Origin of the sequence: Streptomyces sp. HUAS MG91, from assembly GCF_040529335.1 — a bacterium.
Classification (GTDB): Bacteria; Actinomycetota; Actinomycetes; order Streptomycetales; family Streptomycetaceae; genus Streptomyces; species Streptomyces tabacisoli.
Genome location: NZ_CP159534.1, coordinates 2,107,653 through 2,126,124 on the forward strand (window position 1 = coordinate 2,107,653; position 18,472 = coordinate 2,126,124).

Genomic DNA, 18,472 nt, shown 5'->3' on the forward strand with positions numbered 1-18,472 from the left:
GCCATGCCTCTCGACAACCGCACCGTGCGACTCGCCCTCTGCTCGACCGTGGTCCTCGCCGCGACGGCGGCCTGCGCCCCCGAATCCGAGAACTCCGGGAACACGGCCGGCGACAAGTCCGCGACCGCCTCCTCCTGCGCTCCCGGCAAGCTGTCCACGGTGGCCTCCGGGAAGCTCACCGTGGGGACGGACAAGCCCGCCTACGCCCCGTGGTTCCAGGACGACGACCCGGCCAACGGCAAGGGCTTCGAGTCGGCCGTCGCGTACGCCGTGGCGAAACGGCTCGGTTACCAGAAGCCTCAAGTGGCCTGGCAGACCGTGCCGTTCAACAGCTCTTTCGCGCCGGGTGCCAAGAAGTTCGACTTCGACATCAACCAGGTGTCGATCAGTGACGCGCGCAAGAAGGCCGTGGCGTTCTCGTCCGGCTACTACGACGTGCGGCAGGCCGTCGTCGCCCTGAAGTCCTCCAAGGCGGCCGGGGCGAAGACCGTGGCCGATCTCAAGAACGTGAAACTGGGCGCGCAGGTCGGCACCACCAGCCTGGACTTCATCAACGACCTGGTGAAGCCGGACCAGAAGCCCGCCGTCTACCAGAAGAACGACTTCGCCAAGTCCGCCCTGAAGAACGGCCAGGTGGACGCGATCGTCGTCGACCTGCCGACCGCCTTCTACATCACGGGCGCCGAGGTCACCGACGCCAAGGTGGTGGGTCAGTTCGACAACACCGGTGGCACACCCGAGCAGTTCGGCCTCGTCCTCGACAAGGAGAGCGACCTCACCGCGTGCGTGACGGGCGCCGTGGACTCCCTCCGCAAGGACGGCACCCTCGCCTCTCTGGAGAAGAAGTGGCTGTCCGAGGCCGTCGACGCTCCGGTGCTGAAGTGACCGCCGCCGACCGGCCCGCCGCGGACAAGGACGCGTACGTCCCCTCCGAGCGGCGCCTGGCCCGTGAGCGCCACAAGCGGGCCCGTACCCGGCGCGCTACCGCCGTCGCCGCGCTCAGCACCCTGGTGACCGGCGCGGTCCTGTTCTTCGTCGTCACCCGCTCCCCCGGCTGGGACCGCACGAAGGAGACCTTCTTCAGCGCGCACTACGCGCGCGTGGCGCTGCCCGACGTCCTGGAAGGCCTGTGGCTGAACGTACGCCTCCTGGTGGTGTGCGGAGCGTGCGTGCTCGTCCTCGGGATGCTGCTGGCCCTGGCCCGCACCCTGCGGGGCCCGGTGTTCTTCCCGCTGCGGGCCCTGGCCACGGCGTACACGGACTTCTTCCGTGGACTGCCGCTCATCATCTGCCTGTTGCTGATCATCTTCGGTGTGCCCGCCCTGCGTCTCCAGGGAGTCACCACGGATCCCGTGCTCCTGGGAGGGGCCGCGCTGGTGCTGACCTACTCGGCGTACGTCGCCGAGGTCTTCCGCGCCGGCATCGAGTCGGTGCACTCCTCGCAACGGGCCGCCGCGCGCTCCCTGGGGCTCAGCAACCGCCAGACGCTGCGCTACGTGGTGCTGCCCCAGGCGGTGCGCCGCGTCGTGCCTCCCTTGCTGAACGACCTGGTGTCGCTGCAGAAGGACACCGGGCTCGTCTCCATCGGGGGCGCGGTGGACGCCGTGTACGCGGCGCAGATCATCGCGAGCAAGGACTTCAACTACACGCCCTACGTGGTCGCGGGGCTGGTGTTCGTCGCACTCACCATCCCCATGACCCGCTTCACGGACTGGGTGACGGCCCGTATGGACCGCCGCCGGGCTCAAGGAGGCCTCGTATGACCGAGCCCGTGCTGCGGATGCGGTCCGTGCGCAAGACGTTCGGCGGGAGCGTCGTGCTGCGCGACGTCGACCTCGATGTCGCCCCGCACACCGTGACGGCGCTGATCGGCGCCTCAGGTTCGGGAAAGTCGACACTGCTGCGCTGCGCCAACCTCCTGGAGGAGATCGACGACGGGGCGATCTGGCTGGACGGCGAGGAGATCACCGATCCGCGCACGGACGCGGACGCCGTGCGGCGCCGGATCGGGATCGTGTTCCAGGCGTACAACCTGTTCCCGCACCTGACCGTCCTGGAGAACGTCACGCTGGCGCCGCGCCGGGTGCACGGCATCGCCAGGAAGACGGCCGAGGAGCAGGCCAGGGAGCTGCTGGAGCGACTCGGGCTCGGGGCGAAGGCCGACGAGTACCCGGACCGGCTCAGCGGCGGCCAGCAGCAGCGTGCGGCGATCGTGCGGGCCCTCGCCGTGCGGCCGCGGCTGCTGCTCCTCGACGAGATCACCGCAGCCCTCGACCCGGAACTGGTGGGAGAGGTCCTCGACGTCGTACGCGACGTGAAGAACGAGGGCATGACCATGGTGCTGGCCACGCACGAGATGAGCTTCGCGCGCGAGGTGGCCGACCAGGTGTGCTTCCTGGAGGGCGGTGTCGTCCTCGAACACGGCACTCCTGAAGCCGTCTTCGGGGATCCGCGGCAGGAACGTACCCGCCGGTTCCTGCGGCGGATCGTGGAGGCGGGACGCCTGTAGCCGACCCTAGGCGTGCACGGCGCCGGGCGCGGCCAGCGCGGCCACCCGCTCCACCCCGAACACGTACCCCTGCACGCCGCATCCGGCGATCACTCCGTCCGCGCGGTGCGACACGTAGGAGTGGTGCCGGAACTCCTCGCGCTGGTGGATGTTGGAGATGTGGACCTCGATCACCGGCATGCCGTCGCAGGTGTTGAGCGCGTCCAGGATCGCCACCGACGTGTGCGAGTAGGCGGCCGGGTTGATGACGATGCCCACGTGGTTCTCCCGGGCCTCGTGGATCCAGTCGACCAGTTCGCCCTCGTGGTTGGACTGCCGGAAGTCCACGGTGGCGCCCTGGGCCGCGGCCGCCTTCACGCACAGCGCCTCGATGTCGGCGAGAGTGTCGAGGCCGTAGATCTCCGGCTGGCGCTTGCCGAGCAGATTCAGGTTCGGACCGTTGAGAACCATGATCGGGGCGCTGGCGAGGGTGTGCGGCACTGGGACCTCCGTACGTCGGGCGGTTGCTCCCTGAGGGTCTATCACGGGCCCTCGGCACGAACGACGTCGGCCGACACGGATCGCGTACGGGATCGTCGAGCGCACTCGTGCGCCTCTTGCCGTGCTCTCGTACGCCCCGTAACCAGCGCCGATCACGGGTAGTTGCCGCGTCATGCGCACCTCTCACCGTCCGTCACTGACGCGGCTCGCGGCGGCCGCCCTGGTCGGGACGGCCATCGAGTTCTTCGACTTCTTCGTCTACGGCACCGCCGCGGCACTCGTCCTCGGTCCGCTCTTCTTCCCGACGTTCTCGCCGCTGGCGGGAACTCTCGCGGCCTTCGCGACATTCGGAGTGGGCTTCGTGGCGCGACCGCTCGGGTCGGTGCTGTTCGGGCACATCGGGGACCGGCGTGGCCGGCGTCCCGTCATGGTCGGCTCGCTGCTGCTGACCGGGGCGACGACCGTCGCGGTCGGGTTCGTGCCCACGTACGCGTCGATCGGGGTGGCCGCTCCCCTGCTGCTGCTCCTGCTGCGCTTTCTGCAGGGACTCGGCCTGGGCGGCGAGTGGGGCGGAGCGGTCCTGCTGACGGCCGAGCACGCGCCCGCGGGGCGGCGCGGACTGTGGGCGAGCCTTCCGCAGATCGGCCCCTCGGCGGGTTTCCTGCTCGCCAACGGCATCATGCTCGGCCTGTCGACGACACTCACCGACGCACAGTTCGCGGCCTGGGGCTGGCGGGTGCCCTTCTGGGCCGCCGGAGTCCTGGCACTGGTCGGCCTGTGGCTGCGCTCCTCCTTGGTGGAGAGTCCCGCGTTCCTCTCCATGGAGGAACCGGCGCGGCTGCCGCTCGCCGAGGTGGTACGCGGGCACGGACGGCTGGTGCTGCTCACGGCCGGCGCGCTCGCCGTCGGGTACGCAATCTTCTACGCGGTGACGACCTGGTCGCTCGCCTACGGGGTGGAACGGCTGGGAGTGAGCCGCAGCGTGATGCTGGCCTGCATCATGGCGGCCGTCGTCGTGAAGGGTTCGCTGACTCCGGTGGCGGCCCTGCTCGGGGACCGGTTCGGGCGACGGCCGGTGTGCCTCGCGGGCTGCGCCGTGGCGGTGGTGTGGATGGTGCCGATGGTGGCTCTTCTGTCCACCGGGGAACCGTTGTTGATGTTCCTGGGGTTCCTGGTGGCCCTGCTCGCGTTCATCGCGATGTTCGCCGTGATCGCCGCGTATCTGCCGGAACTGTACGAGCCCCGGGTGCGTTGTACGGGTGCCGCCGTCGGCTACAACCTGGGCGGCGTGCTGGGCGGGGCGCTGACGCCGATCGTGGCGACGGCGCTGGCCGGTGAGGGAGCGGGGGTTCCATGGGGTGTGGGGTTGTACCTGTCGGGAGTCGCGGCGCTGAGCCTGGGGTGTTTCGTTCTGCTGCCGGAGACGGCGCCCGCCGCGGTGGCGCGGGAGGCTGTCACGGCGTGACGGCGAGTTCCACGTATGCGGCGAGGATCACCAGATGCACGCCGCCCTGGAGCGGTGTCGCCCGTCCGGGCACGACGGTCAGGGTGCTGACCACCAGGGTCAGCGCGAGCAGCACCATGTGCGTGGCGCCGAGCCCGAGGACCAGAGGCCCCGACAGCCAGAACGAGGCGATGGCGACGGCCGGCACGGTGAGTCCGATGCTGGCCATCGCCGAGCCGAGCGCCAGGTTGAGGCTGGTCTGGACGCGGTCGCGCCGCGCGGCGCGCAGCGCCGCGATGGTCTCCGGCAGCAGTACGAGGAGCGCGATGATCACGCCGACCACGGCCTGCGGCATGCCCGCGGCCTCCACGCCGTGCTCGATCGTCTTGGAGACGCCCTTGGCGAGCCCGACGACACCGATGAGGGCGAGACCGAGCAGACCGAGGCTGAACAGCGCGGTGCGGTTCGTCGGTGCCTCGGCATGGTCGTCGGCGTCGATGACCACGCCCTGCCGGGAGATCGGCAGGAAGTAGTCGCGGTGCCGCACGGTCTGCGTCGCGACGAAGAGCCCGTACAGGACGATGGCGGAGACGGCCGAGAAGATCAGCTGCGACGTGGAGAACTCGGGTCCGATCCGGCTCGTCGTGAATGTCGGCAGGACCAGGCAGAGCGTGGCGAGTGTGGCGACGGTGGCGAGGGCGCCGCCCGTTCCCTCCGACTGGAAGATCGCCACCCGGTGGCGCAGCGAGGCCGCGAGGAGACTGACACCGACGATGCCGTTGCAGGTGATCATGACGGCGGCGAAGACCGTGTCCCGGGCGAGGGTCGAGCTCTTGGGCCCGCCGTCGGCCATCAGTGTGACGATGAGCGCCACTTCGATGATCGTCACGGCGACGGCGAGCACGAGAGAGCCGAAGGGTTCACCGACGCGATGGGCGACGACCTCCGCGTGATGGACGGCCGCGAGCACGGAGCCGGCGAGGACCAGGGAGACGACGGCGACCAGGAAACCCGGCAGGTCGCGCCCCCAGGTGCACCCGAGCAGCACGATCGCCAGCACCGGGACGAGGACGGTCCACTGCGTGGCCAGTGCCCGAAGTCTGGTGATCATGCCTTTGATGCTGCCCGGGGCCGGATGGGGGCGCGACCCGGATCACCGCCACGCGGCGGTTCCGGCTCGGTTCACTTCAGCTCGCGCGTGTCCTTCAGGTCGCAGTTGGTGAAGGCGGGCGGCCTGGTACACAGGGCCGAGAGCTGCTCGTTGAGCTTGCTGACCTCGGGGCGTTCATTGCTGCGCATCGCGTCGTCGGCGGACTCGAACTCCATGATCGCGAGATAGCGCCCCGTCTTCTCCCGGTCCTGGAGCAGCATGCGGTGCGTGGGGCCGCCGGGTGTGCCCTGCATCTGCCGCTCGAACCGGTCGAGCAGCTCCCGCATCTCGTCCATCCGCTGTGTCTCGAAGTCGATGATCTGGACGAACTTCTGGCTCATGGGGCCCTCCCCCTCGTGCCGTCGCATCCCGGGACCGGGACACGCTCAGGGCACAAGCAAGCACCGGGCGGGACGCGCGGCAATCGGCCGCGCACCCCTCCCGGTGCTGGTAATCCCTACGCCTGCTGGTGTCAGGCCTCGATGCTGTCCTTCTGAGCCTCTTCGGCCGCATCACGCTCGGCCTGCTTCTTCGAGGCGACGAGGCTGGTGATCGTCGTGATGATCAGGACGCCACAGATGACGGCGAGCGAGACCGGGATCGAGATCTCCGGCACGTGCACGCCGGACTCGTGCAGGGCGTGCAGGATCAGCTTCACGCCGATGAAGCCGAGGATCACCGACAGGCCGTAGCTCAGGTGGACCAGCTTCTTGAGCAGGCCGCCGATGAGGAAGTACAGCTGGCGCAACCCCATCAGGGCGAAGGCGTTCGCCGTGAAGACGATGTACGGGTCCTGGGTCAGACCGAAGATCGCCGGGATCGAGTCCATCGCGAACAGCACGTCGGTCATACCGATGGCGAGCATGACGACCAGGAGCGGCGTCATGACCTTCTTGCCGTGCTGCCGGATGAACAGCTTCGTGCCGTGGTAGCGGTCCGCGACGCCGAACTTCTTCTCCACCGACTTCAGGAGGCGGTTCTCCTCGAAGTCCTCTTCCTCCTCGCCCGCGAGAGCCTCCTTGATGAGCTTCCAGGCGGTGTAGATGAGGAAGGCACCGAAGAGGTAGAAGACCCAGGAGAAGCTGGAGATGATCGCGGCGCCCGCCGCGATGAAGATCGCCCGCAGGACGAGGGCGATGAGCACACCGAAGAGCAGCACGCGCTGCTGCAGGTGGGTCGGCACCGAGAACTTCGCCATGATCAGGATGAAGACGAAGAGGTTGTCGACACTGAGCGACTTCTCGGTGATGAAGCCGGCGAAGAACTCACCGCCGGCCTGGCCGCTGCCCCAGACCATCACGCCGATGCCGAAGAGCACGGCCAGGGCGATCCAGACCACGGTCCAGATGCCGGCTTCCTTGATCGACACCTCATGGGGCTTGCGCCCGATGAAGAAGTCGACCGCGATCAGGGCGCTCAAACCAAGAATGGTGAGCACCCACAGGGTCATCGATACGTCCACTGCGCCTCCGGCGTCGTACGGCTACTGATCAGCGTCGTCGCTGCCGGAGGTCTCTTCCACCCGAGCCCCGGAGCAGGGATTCGGGCCGACGCCCCGGGATCGACTGCCTTGAGGCCGGGTCGTCCGTATTGACGGGCACGTCGCGTATGGGAGTACTCCCCTCCGCGTCAAGAAGAGTACTCGAAAGACCCATGAGAGGTAAAGGGATTAGTAAAGAGATCACCAAGTACGCAGGTCAGAGGCGCCTCTCCTGCCGGGCTTTCGCCACCTCCGCGAGGACTTGGCGCAGGACCGCACTGCCGTGCGGGACCGTCGGCGGCTCGTACGTCCAGGTGTGGCCGACCCAGGGGTCGGCGAGATGGTCGTCCGGGACGGGGGTCAGACGCAGCAGGGCGCGCCACAGCGGGTCGAGGAGCGGCCCGTACCCGGCGGCGTCCGTGCGGTTGGCGACCAGCATCAGATGGACGCCCACCCGCGGCCCCTCGTCCGCGAGGTAGCGCAGCCGGGTGATGGCGCGGTCGTCGAAACCGTGCGGGAAGTCGTGCACCACGAGCAGCTGCTCGGCCGTGTCGACATCGGGCGACAGGGAGTCGGCGGCGCCCGCGCGGATCGCCATCTGGACGAGGTCGACCCGCTCGGTGAGCCGGGTCAGCGTCTCGGAGACGCCGGCCGCTCCCCTGGCGGGAGGGCCCGCGAGTACCCCGGCATCGACCAGCGGGGCCAGGGCGCCCGTCGCCGTACCCGCCGGATCGATGACGTGCACGCTGAACTCGCCCGCCGGATACGCGGCGAGCAGCCGGGCGACATGGAGGACGGCGGTGTGCGCGGCGCGGGCCCGCAACGAGTCGGCGTCGCTGAGCACGTCACCCGCTGAGGCGCCCGCGTCGATCCACAGCCCGCGCTCCAGGGGGAGCCGGACGAGCATGGGGATGCGCAGGCCCGCGCTGTCGCTCTCCGGCAGCCTCAGCTCGCCCAGGCGCACGGCCATGGGGTTCTCCATGGGGCTGCGGTAGGCGTGCCAGCACGGGTTGTCCCAGCCTGCGTACGGCGTCGGGAGCGCGGGCTCGACGACCTCGGACTCGGCGGCGAGCTGGGCCAGGTCCCGGTCGAGGGCCTCGCGGGCGCGGTCGACGAGGGCACCGTGCTTGGCCCGCGCGGCCTCGCGGGCGGCGTCGCCCTGGCTGCCGATGCGGCTGCGCGGGTCGGACAGTCCCGAGAGGATGCGGTCGAGCTCCTGCTCCATCCGGGAGTCGGCGAAGTCGACGGCGCTGCGATAGGCGGCGGTGGTGCGGGCCAGGTCCTCGAACATGCCCCACACCTGGTTGTAGAGCCGCTCCTCCATGGTCCAGCCGGTGGCGTCGCCCGCGACCGGCGCGGCCGGCTTGCCGGGCTCGGCAGGCTGCGCGGTGGGCGGAGGCGGCGGGGCCTGGCGGCGGGGGTGGCTGTAGTCGATGGAGCCGCTCGGCCCGTCGGCGGCCGGGGCCGCGGGGGTGGGTGGCAGGGCGCCGGAGGCGTGACCAGCGGCGGCCACCGCGCGCACCTGGCTCTCGTCCGCCGTGCGCGGTGGGGGTGCCACCGCGCGGGCCAGACCCTGGGCGACGGCGTCGTGGATGGTGCCCGCCAGCGCCCGTGCGTCCGGCACGCCCTGGTCGGCGAGGAGCGCGGCGAGGCCGTCGGCGTAGCCCTGGCCGATGGCGCGCACCTTCCAGGCGCCCTGTCTGCGGTACAGCTCCAGGGCGACGACGGCCGACTCCGAGTCGAGGTCGGTGACGGTGTAGCTGGCCTGCTCGGCGCCGTCGAGGCCGGTGACCGCGACGAACGGGGCGGCCACCGCGCCGAAGCGGGTCGGCCCGCCGGTGCCGACGGGCAGGGCGAGCAGGACGGTGACGCGGTGCACGTCCTGCGGCATCGCGTCCAGGTCGACGGCGAGGCGGTGGTCGGCCGCCGCCTGCCGCGGTACTTCGAGGCCCGGCAGGGCGGGCGCGCCGGGGTGGGCGACACGCTCGACGCCGTGCACGGTGCCCCGGTCGTCGGCGAGCGTGGCGCCCGCGACGACCGGGTGGCCGGCCGACACCCGGATCTCCAGACGGGTCTGGGTGAGGGGGTGGTTCTGGCCCCTCACCAGTTCGGCCGCCATCGTCGGCCCGCTAGAGGCCGGGCAGGATGGAGGGCAACAGGTCCTGGAACGTGCGGCCGCTGGCCGGCGTGCCCAGGGCCGTCATCCTCCAGCCCGCGCCGTCCCGGTGCACCTTGGCCATGATCTGCGCCGTGTACTGGCCGCCGCCGTCGAGCGTGAAGCGGGCCAGCTCCTGGCCGTTCGTCTCATCGACCAGACGGCAGAACGCGTTCTGCACTTCCTGGAAGGTCTGGCCCGTGAACGAGTTGACCGTGAAGACGATCTGGTCGATGTGGACCGGGACACGCGCGAGGTCGACGAGGATCGCCTCGTCGTCACCGCCCTGCCCCGCACCGCCCACCAGGTTGTCACCGGTGTGCCGCACCGAGCCGTCGTCGCTGATGAGGTGGCGGAAGAAGACCACGTCCACCGGCTGCTTGTCCGCGAAGAGGACCGCGGAGGCGTCGAGGTCGATCTCGCGGGTGCGGGTGCCGAACAGACCCCGCCGCGGAGCCGCCTGCCAGCCGAGGCCCATCCGCACAGCGGTGAGGGTGCCCCCACCCTGCTTCTCGAGGCTGATCCCCTGCCCCTTGTCCAAGCTGATGCCCACGCGCGTCCCCTCTCGTACCGTCCCCTGTTGCCGCGGCGCCTGCGCGGTTGGTCAAACCCTAGAGGGCGACACTGACAGCACGGCCACCGCGGGCGGAATTTTGTGGCGGTCTTGCAACACAGCCCCATCGCTCCGCCCGTCGCGGCAGGTCAGGCCAGGCCCGCCTCCCTCATCTGCCGCAGCTCCTTCTTCATCTCCGACACCTCGTCGCGCAGGCGCGCCGCGATCTCGAACTGGAGGTCGGCCGCCGCGGCGCGCATCCGCTCGGTCAGCTCCTCGATCTGCTCGGAGAGCTCGGCCGCGGGACGGTCGGTGGGCACGGCCGGCTCCGCCTTGCCGCGCTTCTTCTTGCCCGTGTCCGCCGTGCCGAGCGAGGGGACGGGGGCCTTGGCACCCTTTCCGTCCTTGCCGCCCTTGCGGTAGCCGGTGCCGAGCAGCGCCTCCGTGTCGACGTCCTCGCGCGCGATGGACGCCACGATGTCGTTGATCTTCTTGCGCAGGGGCTGCGGGTCGATGCCGTTCGCCTCGTTGTACGCGATCTGCTTCTCGCGGCGGCGGTTGGTCTCGTCGATGGCCTTCTCCATCGCCGGGGTGATCTTGTCGGCGTACATGTGGACCTGTCCCGACACGTTTCGCGCGGCGCGGCCGATGGTCTGGATCAGGGACGTCCCGGAGCGCAGGAAGCCCTCCTTGTCGGCGTCGAGGATCGCCACCAGGGACACCTCGGGCAGGTCGAGGCCCTCACGCAGCAGGTTGATGCCGACCAGGACGTCGTACTCGCCCGCGCGCAGTTCGCGCAGCAGCTCGACGCGGCGCAGGGTGTCCACGTCGCTGTGCAGGTAGCGCACCTGGATGCCCAGCTCCAGGAAGTAGTCCGTGAGGTCCTCGGCCATCTTCTTGGTGAGCGTGGTGACGAGGACGCGCTCGTCCTTCTCGGTGCGCGTGCGGATCTCGTGCACCAGGTCGTCGATCTGCCCCTCGGTGGGCTTGACGACGACCTCGGGGTCGATGAGGCCGGTGGGGCGGATGATCTGCTCGACGAAGCCGTCCGAGCGGGCCAGCTCGTAGTTCCCGGGCGTCGCCGACAGGTAGACGGTCTGGCCGATGCGCTCCTGGAACTCCTCCCACTTGAGGGGGCGGTTGTCGAGCGCGGACGGCAGGCGGAAGCCGTGGTCGACCAGGGTGCGCTTGCGGGAGGCGTCGCCCTCGTACATGGCGCCGATCTGCGGCACGGTGACGTGCGACTCGTCGATGACGAGCAGGAAGTCGTCCGGGAAGTAGTCGAGCAGCGTGTTGGGCGGGGAGCCGGGCTCGCGGCCGTCGAAGTGCATCGAGTAGTTCTCCACGCCGGAGCAGGAGCCGATCTGGCGGAGCATCTCGAGGTCGTACGTGGTGCGCATGCGCAGACGCTGGGCCTCCAGCATCTTGCCCTGCTTCTCCAGCTCGGTGAGGCGCTCGCCCAGCTCCTTCTCGATGTCGTTCGCCGCGCGCTCCAGGCGCTCGGGGCCCGCCACGTAGTGGGTCGCCGGGAAGATGTACAGCGAGTCGTCGTCGCTGATGACCTCTCCGGTGAGCGGGTGGAGGGTGGAGAGCGACTCGATCTCGTCGCCGAACATCTCGATGCGGACCGCGAGCTCCTCGTAGACCGGGAAGATCTCGATGGTGTCGCCGCGCACCCGGAAGGTGCCGCGCTGGAACGCCAGGTCGTTGCGCGTGTACTGGATGTCGACGAAGCGGCGCAGCAGGTCGTCGCGGTCGATCTCGTCGCCGACCTTCAGGGGGACCATGCGGTCCACGTACTCCTGGGGCGTGCCGAGGCCGTAGATGCAGGAGACGGAGGCGACCACGACGACGTCGCGGCGGGTCAGCAGCGAGTTCGTCGCCGAGTGGCGCAGGCGCTCCACCTCCTCGTTGATCGAGGAGTCCTTCTCGATGTACGTGTCCGACTGCGGGACGTACGCCTCGGGCTGGTAGTAGTCGTAGTACGAGACGAAGTACTCCACCGCGTTGTTCGGCAGCAGCTCGCGGAATTCGTTCGCCAGCTGGGCGGCCAGCGTCTTGTTCGGCGCCATCACCAGGGTGGGGCGCTGGAGTTTCTCGATCATCCACGCCGTGGTGGCGGACTTGCCGGTGCCGGTCGCGCCGAGCAGGACGACGTCCTTCTCGCCTGCTGTGACGCGCTTCTCCAGCTCGGCGATGGCCGCGGGCTGGTCACCGCTGGGCTGGTACGGGCTGACGACCTCGAAAGGTGCCACCGTGCGTTCGATCTTGGATACGGGCCGCATGGAATCCACCGTACGACCCACCACTGACAACCGGGCCGGATCAGCCGTCCGAGGCAGGTGTCACCAGTCCTGCGTGGTGCGGCCCGCCCCCTGCCGGCCGAAGGAGCGCCGCGGCCGGGGGGTCCGGAACGGAGTACGGGTGGCCGAGGCGTCGGCGCGGTGGTCCGCCGCCTCCTGGGCGTCGCGCCAGTCGGGGCGGCCCATGACCATCAGCGGATCGAACATGACGACCACTCCGGCCAGGAGGAGGAAGCAGAGCGGGCCGATCATCATGGGCGCGATGATGCCGGCGGCCGTGTCGCCTCCGGGATTGCCGCTGACCGAGCCCTGCATGTGGACGCTGACGCCCGTCATCGCCATGTAGTGCATGCCGGACACGGCGAGCCCCATGACGAGGCTCGCGCCGAGGCTCCAGAGGATGCCGCGCACCTGTACGGCCGCCCACAGGGCCAGGGTGGCGGCCACCATGGCGATCACCACGGAGGCCACCACGGTGAGGATGTTGTACTGAATCGTCCCGTGAAGGCGCATTCCGGCCATTCCGAGGTAGTGCATCGTGGCGACGCCCAGACCGGTGATGGTGCCTCCGGTGAAGAGGGCGGGGCCGGTCGCTCCCTTGTAGCCGACGATGAAGACGCCGACGCCGACCATGACGATGGCGACCCCGAGGCTCGCGAACGTCGTCGCCATGTCGTAGTGGATCGGCACTCCCTCGACGGAGAAGCCCATCATCGCGATGAAGTGCATCGTCCAGATGCCGGAGCCGATGGCGGCCGAGCCGAGGACGAGCCAACCGGCCCGCCAGGTGTTGGCCACCAGGAGCGATCTGGTCGTGCAGCGCAAGCCCAGCGCGCCTCCCAGGCAGGCCATGAGGTACGCCACTACCGGTGTGACGAGTCCATAACTGAAGCCGTCGACCGTGCCCTGCATGTGTCGCAGCCCTTCCGCCCTGTTGTGCCGTGAGGTGCCTTGCCGGTGCCCCGAGGGCGACCACAGGAGTGGTCGCGGTTGAGCCTGAGATTAAAGCTCACGCGGGACCGTCCGAACGATTTTCCGGCAAAGAATCCTGACACCCGACACGGGGGTCGTCGCAGTCGGGTAACTCCGTTCAACCTCTGACCATCCTTCGCCTGTCTTCTGTTGGCTCCGGGCTGTCACGCTCGTGCCGTCCGTGATCTCACGACGCACGAGGAGCAGACGTGTCCGCACGTACAGCAGTCGCCCTGACCTGCGTGACCGGTTCGGCCGTCATCGGGGTTCTGGTCCTGCCCACGGCGGCCCAGGCCGCCCCCGGGTCCACCCCTCACGACGGTCCGGTGATCGTCGCCCACCGCGGTGCCTCCGCCTACGCCCCCGAAAATACTCTCGAAGCAGTCGACAAAGCGGACAGGCTCGGCTTCGACTGGGTCGAGAACGATGTCCAGCGCACCAAGGACGGCGCTCTGGTGGTGCTGCACGACACGACCCTGGCGCGCACCACCGACGCGGAGCAGGTCTTTCCCGACCGCGCTCCGTGGAACGTACGGGACTTCACCGCCGCCGAGATCGCCAAGCTGGACGCGGGCAGCTGGAAGGGCACCGCGTTCACGGGCGCGCGGATCCCGACGCTGCACCAGTACCTGAAGCGGGTGGAACGCAACCACCAGAAACTCCTCATGGAGATCAAGTCGCCCGAGCTGTACCCGGGCATCGAGGACCAGATCCTGCGGCAGCTGGGCCGGGACGGCTGGCTGAATCGCGGGCACGTCAAGAAGCGGCTGGTCATCCAGAGCTTCGACGCCGCGAGCGTCCGGACGGTGCACGAGCGGCGGCCCGACATCACGACCGGCTTCCTGGGCACCCCCGCCGTGGCGGAGCTGCCCGCGTACGCGAAATTCGCCGATCAGATCAATCCGTCGAACACGACGATCGGCACGGACTACGTCGCCGCGGTGCACGCGTTCAAGGGGCCGCACGGCAAGCCCCTCCAGGTCTACACATGGACCGTCAACGACGCGGCGGCGGCGCAGCGCGTGGCCGGGTTCGGGGTCGACGGGATCATCACGAACAACCCCGACGTCGTGCGTGGGGCGCTGGCCGACTGAGTTCGGCCCGGCGTTGTCAGTGCCCCGCCGTACCGTGGTCGCCATGGACGCCACCGGGCAGAACGAGCAGGGCACGGCCGCCGCGCGGCAGCGGGTCGTGTGGGCCGTCGTGGACAGCGACATCGGGCCGCTGCTGCTGGCCGCCACGAGGGACGGCCTGGCGAACGTGGTCTTCCACGCCACGGACGCGGTCCGGGACAAGGCGCTCGGCCGGCTCGGCTCCCGTTTCGGGACCGAGCCCGTCGAGGAGCCGGACTCTCCGCTGCTCGCCGACGCGATACGGCAGTTGGCGGAGTATTTCGCCGGGCGGCGGCGCGACTTCGAGCTGCCGCTCGACTGGTCGCTGATCACCGGGTTCAACCGGGAGGTGCTGCGCGAGCTGGCGGCCGGGGTGTCGTACGGCGCGGTCGTGGGGTACGGGGATCTGGCCCGGCGGGTCGGGCAGCCGGCCGCCGCTCAGGCCGTGGGGGCGGCGATGGGGGCGAATCCGCTGCCGGTCGTGGTGCCGTGCCACCGCGTCGTGGAGCGCGACGGCGGCATCGGGGGCTTCGGGGGCGGGCTGGAGACGAAGCGGAAGCTGCTCGCGCTGGAAGGGGTGTTGCCCGAACCTCTGTTCTGAGAGGGTCGCTGGGCTGCGGTCGCCTTCTGGTGGGGTGGGGGTTGCGTGGTGCGTACGCGTGGTGGATGGCGGCATCGCCTCAAGGGAGCGTCCCCGGACGGCGGACGGGCGGAGGATGCCGGACGCGCTGAGGGTGCCGGACCGGTCGTGGATGCCGGGCAGGGCGTGGATGCCGGACAGGGCGGGGATGCCGGGCCGGTCGGGGGCATCGGTGCGGACGTCGTCGCGTTGCAGCGGCGTACGCAGCGGGTGCTCGTCGCCTCGCAGATACTCGGCGGTCTGGGAACCGCGACGGGGATCGCGCTGGCCGCTGTGCTCGCCAAGCAGGTGAGCGGGGACGAGGCGTTGTCCGGGCTCGCGTCCACCGCGAGCGTCGCCGGGACCGCGGTGCTCTCCGTGCCGCTGGCCGCGTTGATGAACGCGCGAGGGCGACGGGCCGGGCTCGTGCTCGCCTATCTGATCGGCGTGGCCGGCGCGGTGCTGACCGTGATCGCCGCCGTGGCAGGAAGCTTCCCGCTGCTGCTCGTCGGGCTCGCCGGGTTCGGCGCGGCGTCGTCCGCGAATCTGCAGGCCCGGTACGCGGCGGCCGATCTGGCGGCGCCGGACCGGCGGGCCCGCGCGATCTCGACCGTCGTGTGGGCCACCACCATCGGCGCCGTGCTCGGGCCCAACATCGCGGCGCCGGCGGGCCGCAGCGTCAGCGGGTTCGGGATACCGAAGGAGGCCGGGCCGTTCGTGTGGGCGGCCGGAGTCTTCCTCCTGTCCGCGGCCCTGGTGCAGATCATGCTGCGGCCCGATCCGCTGCTGACCGCACGCGCGGCGGCCCCCGCCGAGGAGCGAAGACCCGAGGCCCGCTCCGTCCGGGCGGGCTTCGCGGCGGTCGCCGCCTCGCCGCGGGCCCGGCTCGCGCTGGTGACGGTCGCCGTGTCGCACACCGCGATGGTGTCGGTCATGTCGATGACACCGGTGGATCTCCAGCACCATGGCGCGGGCATCCAGCTGATCGGGCTCGTGATCAGTGGGCACATCACGGGGATGTACGCGTTCTCCCCGGTCATGGGGCGGCTGGCCGACCGGTTCGGGCGGCTCACGGTGATCGGACTCGCCGTCGGACTGCTCGCGTGTGCGGCGCTGCTGGCCGGGACGGCGGACGGCAGTCGCGCACAGAGCGCCGCGGGCCTGTTCACGCTCGGGCTCGGCTGGTCGGCGGGGCTCGTCGCGGGGTCCGCGCTGCTCACCGACTCGGTGCCGCAGGCAGCTCGGGCCGCCGCACAGGGGTTGTCCGATCTGACGACGAGCCTCTCGGCGGGTGTCGGCGGCGCGACCGCGGGGCTGGTGGTGGCCACGGCGAGCTACGCGTGGCTGAACCTGGCGGCGGCCTGCCTGCTGCTGCCGCTCGGCGCGCTCGCACTGTTCACCCGCCGCACAGCCCAACAGGCCTGACCCGGGAGCCTCCAGGAGAAACGTTCAGCTGAGGGTGATGTGGTACGCCTTGCGCAGCGTCTCGTGCACGGTCCACGTCGTGCGATCGCCCTCGCGCAGCACCGCCGCGCTGCCCGGGCCGACCTCCAGGGTGTCGCCGCCCTCGACCTCGACGGTGGCGCGGCCGCTGACGACCACGAACAGTTCGTTCGCCTCGGTGTCGGTGACCACTCCGGGCGTGATCTGCCAGATGCCGCGCAGCTGCGTGCCGTCCGCCGACTCCCACAGCACCTTGCCGGTGACCTCGGGGGTGCCGGAGACGATCTGCGCGGGGTCGAGCGGCTCCGGTTCGAGCTCCACGTCCGGGACGCGCACGGCGAAAGAGGGGGCGGAGGCGGCCGTGGCGGCTGCGGTCTGATCGTTCGCGGTCATGGCTGGTCACCCTAGTCGGCCTGCGTCCCTCGTCTCACTGGACGCCTCGTAGCGTGCCGGGCCCGCCGACTGGACGGCTCGTCAAGGGGCACACGACTGACAGAGGCACAAAGCCATGTGGCCACACGGCCCGACGGCCCATACGAGGGAGTTCACAACGACATGGAGATCTCCGGGATTCTCAGCGCGATAGTGATCGGCATCATCATCGGCGTGCTCGGGCGGCTGGTCCTGCCCGGGCGGCAACGGATCGGGATCCTGGCGACGATCGCCGTCGGCATCGTGGCGGCCCTGCTCGGCTCGGCGATCGCCGCGGGCCTCGACGTCGCCGACACCAACGGGGTGGACTGGATCGAGTGGCTGATCCAGATCGGCCTGGCCGCGCTGGGAGTGGGGCTGCTCGACCGCGGCCGGGCGCGCCGCTGAGCACGTTCCCGACGGCCCTCGCCCTCCCTTCGACGGCACCGCTTCAACAGCACCGCGCCGCACGTCTCCTCAGCACGCCGTTTCGGTAGCAGACTCCATCGTGCGTACAGCCGGAGCATCCGCCGACGACGAGCGACGAGGCCGAAGGGACGGCGATCAGGCATGAGCGGAAACAGGGCAGTCGCATATCTCAAACCGGGCGCGGTGGAGGTCAGGACCATCGACCACCCGACGCTCGAGCTGAAGGACGGCCCGGGGGTGGCGCGCGCCAACGTCGGCCGGATCTGTCGGCACGGCGTGATCCTCAAGGTGCTCGCCACCAACATCTGCGGCAGCGACCAGCACATGGTGCGCGGCCGCACCACGGCGCCCGAGGGCCTGGTCCTGGGCCACGAGATCACGGGCGAGATCGTCGAGAAGGGCCCCGACGTCGAATTCCTGGACGTCGGGGACATCGTCTCCGTGCCGTTCAACATCGCGTGCGGCCGCTGCCGCAACTGCAAGGAGCGCAAGACCGGCATCTGCCTGAACGTCAACCCCGCACGCCCCGGGGCGGCTTATGGCTATGTCGACATGGGTGGCTGGGTCGGCGGTCAGGCCGAGTACGTGATGGTCCCGTACGCGGACTTCAACGCGCTGCGCTTCCCGGACGCCGACCAGGCGCGCGAGAAGCTCCTCGACCTGACGATGCTGTCGGACATCTTCCCGACCGGATTCCACGGCGCGCTCACGGCGGGGACGAAGGTCGGCTCGACCGTGTACGTCGCCGGCGCCGGGCCCGTCGGGCTGGCGGCGGCCGCGTCGGCGTACCTGCTGGGGGCCGCCGTGGTGATCGTCGGCGATCTGAACCCCGAACGGCTGACCCAGGCACGCAGCTTCGGCTGCGAGACGGTCGACCTGACGCGGGGCGCCGCCGAGGATCAGGTGGCGCAGATCCTGGGCGTACCGGAGGTCGACGCCGCCGTGGACGCGGTCGGCTTCGAGGCCCGCGCGCACGGCCCTGACGCTCCCGAGGCGCCCGCGACGGTCCTGAACTCCCTGATGGGCCTCACGGCGGCCGGTGGCGCGCTCGGCATCCCGGGCCTGTACGTGACCGACGACCCGGGCGGTGTCGACCAGGACGCGCGCACCGGGACGCTGAAGGTGCGGCTGGGGCTCGGCTGGGCCAAGAGCCATCGGTTCACGACAGGACAGTGCCCCGTCATGAAGTACCACCGGGGTCTGATGATGGCGATTCTGCACGAGCGCGTGCACATCGCGAAGGCCGTCAACGCGACGGTGATCGGGCTGGAGGACGCGCCGCGCGGTTACGCGGAGTTCGATCAGGGGGCGAGCAGGAAGTACGTCCTCGATCCGCACGGCGCGCTGAGCGGCGTACGGCCCGTCTAGAAGCACGACGCAGTCGGGGGAAGGGGGCTCCACGCGCGCGTGGA

18 protein-coding genes are annotated in these 18,472 nt (G+C 70.2%); 9 read left to right on the top strand and 9 right to left on the bottom strand.

All coding sequences use genetic code 11. From position 1 onward, the window contains the following. Positions 1-3 precede the first annotated feature (3 nt). Genes ABII15_RS09795 through ABII15_RS09805 form a run of 3 tightly spaced genes read left to right on the top strand, consistent with a single transcriptional unit; the run spans position 4 to position 2,509 of the window. Positions 4-885 (top strand): ABC transporter substrate-binding protein, encoded by an 882-nt coding sequence (locus ABII15_RS09795; RefSeq protein WP_353941893.1) that lies wholly within the window; start codon positions 4-6, stop codon positions 883-885. Beyond that, positions 882-1,763: an amino acid ABC transporter permease gene (locus ABII15_RS09800; RefSeq protein WP_353941894.1), complete on the top strand. Its 882-nt coding sequence runs from the start codon at positions 882-884 to the stop codon at positions 1,761-1,763. Before ABII15_RS09795 ends, ABII15_RS09800 begins: the two co-directional genes overlap by 4 nt. Then, entirely contained in the window at positions 1,760-2,509 is a 750-nt protein-coding gene (locus tag ABII15_RS09805) for an amino acid ABC transporter ATP-binding protein (RefSeq protein WP_353941895.1), read from the top strand. The genes ABII15_RS09800 and ABII15_RS09805 overlap by 4 nt, the downstream gene beginning before the upstream one ends. A 6-nt stretch (positions 2,510-2,515) precedes the next feature. Here the strand turns inward: ABII15_RS09805 and aroQ are convergent, their stop codons facing one another. Continuing rightward, positions 2,516-2,989 carry a type II 3-dehydroquinate dehydratase gene (gene aroQ, locus ABII15_RS09810; protein WP_353941896.1) on the bottom strand — a complete coding sequence of 158 codons (474 nt, stop codon included), beginning with the start codon at positions 2,987-2,989 and terminating at the stop codon, positions 2,516-2,518. Positions 2,990-3,161: 172 nt separating this feature from the next. Between aroQ and ABII15_RS09815 the strand changes: the two genes are divergently transcribed. Further along, positions 3,162-4,454: an MFS transporter gene (locus ABII15_RS09815; protein ID WP_353941897.1), complete on the top strand. Its 1,293-nt coding sequence runs from the start codon at positions 3,162-3,164 to the stop codon at positions 4,452-4,454. Here the strand turns inward: ABII15_RS09815 and ABII15_RS09820 are convergent. The 7 genes from ABII15_RS09820 to ABII15_RS09850 form a co-directional block, all read right to left on the bottom strand. After that, positions 4,444-5,544, bottom strand: coding sequence for an ionic transporter y4hA (locus ABII15_RS09820; RefSeq protein WP_353941898.1), 1,101 nt, complete (start codon positions 5,542-5,544; stop codon positions 4,444-4,446). The genes ABII15_RS09815 and ABII15_RS09820 overlap by 11 nt on opposite strands. Before the next feature lie 71 nt (positions 5,545-5,615). Continuing rightward, positions 5,616-5,924: a hypothetical protein gene (locus ABII15_RS09825; RefSeq protein WP_353941899.1), complete on the bottom strand. Its 309-nt coding sequence runs from the start codon at positions 5,922-5,924 to the stop codon at positions 5,616-5,618. Positions 5,925-6,055: 131 nt separating this feature from the next. Then, positions 6,056-7,045: a TerC family protein gene (locus tag ABII15_RS09830; RefSeq protein ID WP_353941900.1), complete on the bottom strand. Its 990-nt coding sequence runs from the start codon at positions 7,043-7,045 to the stop codon at positions 6,056-6,058. Positions 7,046-7,280: 235 nt separating this feature from the next. Beyond that, positions 7,281-9,182: a TerD family protein gene (locus ABII15_RS09835; RefSeq protein ID WP_353941901.1), complete on the bottom strand. Its 1,902-nt coding sequence runs from the start codon at positions 9,180-9,182 to the stop codon at positions 7,281-7,283. A gap of 10 nt (positions 9,183-9,192) precedes the next feature. Next, positions 9,193-9,771, bottom strand: a complete 579-nt coding sequence (locus ABII15_RS09840; protein WP_353941902.1) for a TerD family protein — start codon at positions 9,769-9,771, stop codon at positions 9,193-9,195. A gap of 149 nt (positions 9,772-9,920) precedes the next feature. Then, entirely contained in the window at positions 9,921-12,056 is a 2,136-nt protein-coding gene (gene uvrB, locus ABII15_RS09845) for an excinuclease ABC subunit UvrB (protein ID WP_353941903.1), read from the bottom strand. A gap of 60 nt (positions 12,057-12,116) precedes the next feature. Beyond that, positions 12,117-12,986 (bottom strand): MHYT domain-containing protein, encoded by an 870-nt coding sequence (locus ABII15_RS09850; protein WP_353941904.1) that lies wholly within the window; start codon positions 12,984-12,986, stop codon positions 12,117-12,119. A gap of 329 nt (positions 12,987-13,315) precedes the next feature. On the opposite strand from ABII15_RS09850, the gene ABII15_RS09855 reads away from it, so the two are divergent. The 3 genes from ABII15_RS09855 to ABII15_RS09865 all read left to right on the top strand — a co-directional run bounded on the left by ABII15_RS09855 (position 13,316) and on the right by ABII15_RS09865 (position 16,202). Beyond that, complete coding sequence (locus ABII15_RS09855; protein WP_353947006.1) at positions 13,316-14,140, top strand: glycerophosphodiester phosphodiesterase family protein; 825 nt, start codon at positions 13,316-13,318, stop codon at positions 14,138-14,140. Between the two features lie 43 nt (positions 14,141-14,183). After that, positions 14,184-14,759, top strand: a complete 576-nt coding sequence (locus ABII15_RS09860; protein WP_353941905.1) for a methylated-DNA--[protein]-cysteine S-methyltransferase — start codon at positions 14,184-14,186, stop codon at positions 14,757-14,759. Positions 14,760-14,966: 207 nt separating this feature from the next. Then, complete coding sequence (locus tag ABII15_RS09865; RefSeq protein WP_353947007.1) at positions 14,967-16,202, top strand: MFS transporter; 1,236 nt, start codon at positions 14,967-14,969, stop codon at positions 16,200-16,202. Positions 16,203-16,226: 24 nt separating this feature from the next. On the opposite strand, the gene ABII15_RS09870 is transcribed toward ABII15_RS09865, so the two are convergent. Next, complete coding sequence (locus ABII15_RS09870) at positions 16,227-16,613, bottom strand: cupin domain-containing protein (RefSeq protein WP_353941906.1); 387 nt, start codon at positions 16,611-16,613, stop codon at positions 16,227-16,229. Between the two features lie 162 nt (positions 16,614-16,775). Here ABII15_RS09870 and ABII15_RS09875 point away from each other — a divergent pair, with 162 nt between their 5' ends. Together ABII15_RS09875 and fdhA are read left to right on the top strand one after the other, a co-directional pair. Continuing rightward, complete coding sequence (locus ABII15_RS09875; protein WP_351443580.1) at positions 16,776-17,039, top strand: GlsB/YeaQ/YmgE family stress response membrane protein; 264 nt, start codon at positions 16,776-16,778, stop codon at positions 17,037-17,039. 162 nt (positions 17,040-17,201) lie between these two features. After that, positions 17,202-18,428, top strand: a complete 1,227-nt coding sequence (fdhA, locus tag ABII15_RS09880) for a formaldehyde dehydrogenase, glutathione-independent (RefSeq protein WP_353941907.1) — start codon at positions 17,202-17,204, stop codon at positions 18,426-18,428. The last annotated feature ends 44 nt before the right edge of the window (positions 18,429-18,472 follow it).

Coding starts and splice junctions, on each gene's coding strand:
- ABII15_RS09795 (WP_353941893.1), top strand. CDS start 4: ATGCCTCTCGACAACCGCACCGTGCGACTCGCCCTCTGCTCGACCGTG.
- ABII15_RS09805 (WP_353941895.1), top strand. CDS start 1,760: ATGACCGAGCCCGTGCTGCGGATGCGGTCCGTGCGCAAGACGTTCGGC.
- ABII15_RS09815 (WP_353941897.1), top strand. CDS start 3,162: ATGCGCACCTCTCACCGTCCGTCACTGACGCGGCTCGCGGCGGCCGCC.
- ABII15_RS09820 (WP_353941898.1), bottom strand. CDS start 5,544: ATGATCACCAGACTTCGGGCACTGGCCACGCAGTGGACCGTCCTCGTC.
- ABII15_RS09825 (WP_353941899.1), bottom strand. CDS start 5,924: ATGAGCCAGAAGTTCGTCCAGATCATCGACTTCGAGACACAGCGGATG.
- ABII15_RS09835 (WP_353941901.1), bottom strand. CDS start 9,182: ATGGCGGCCGAACTGGTGAGGGGCCAGAACCACCCCCTCACCCAGACC.
- uvrB (WP_353941903.1), bottom strand. CDS start 12,056: ATGCGGCCCGTATCCAAGATCGAACGCACGGTGGCACCTTTCGAGGTC.
- ABII15_RS09850 (WP_353941904.1), bottom strand. CDS start 12,986: ATGCAGGGCACGGTCGACGGCTTCAGTTATGGACTCGTCACACCGGTA.
- ABII15_RS09860 (WP_353941905.1), top strand. CDS start 14,184: ATGGACGCCACCGGGCAGAACGAGCAGGGCACGGCCGCCGCGCGGCAG.
- ABII15_RS09870 (WP_353941906.1), bottom strand. CDS start 16,613: ATGACCGCGAACGATCAGACCGCAGCCGCCACGGCCGCCTCCGCCCCC.
- ABII15_RS09875 (WP_351443580.1), top strand. CDS start 16,776: ATGGAGATCTCCGGGATTCTCAGCGCGATAGTGATCGGCATCATCATC.
- fdhA (WP_353941907.1), top strand. CDS start 17,202: ATGAGCGGAAACAGGGCAGTCGCATATCTCAAACCGGGCGCGGTGGAG.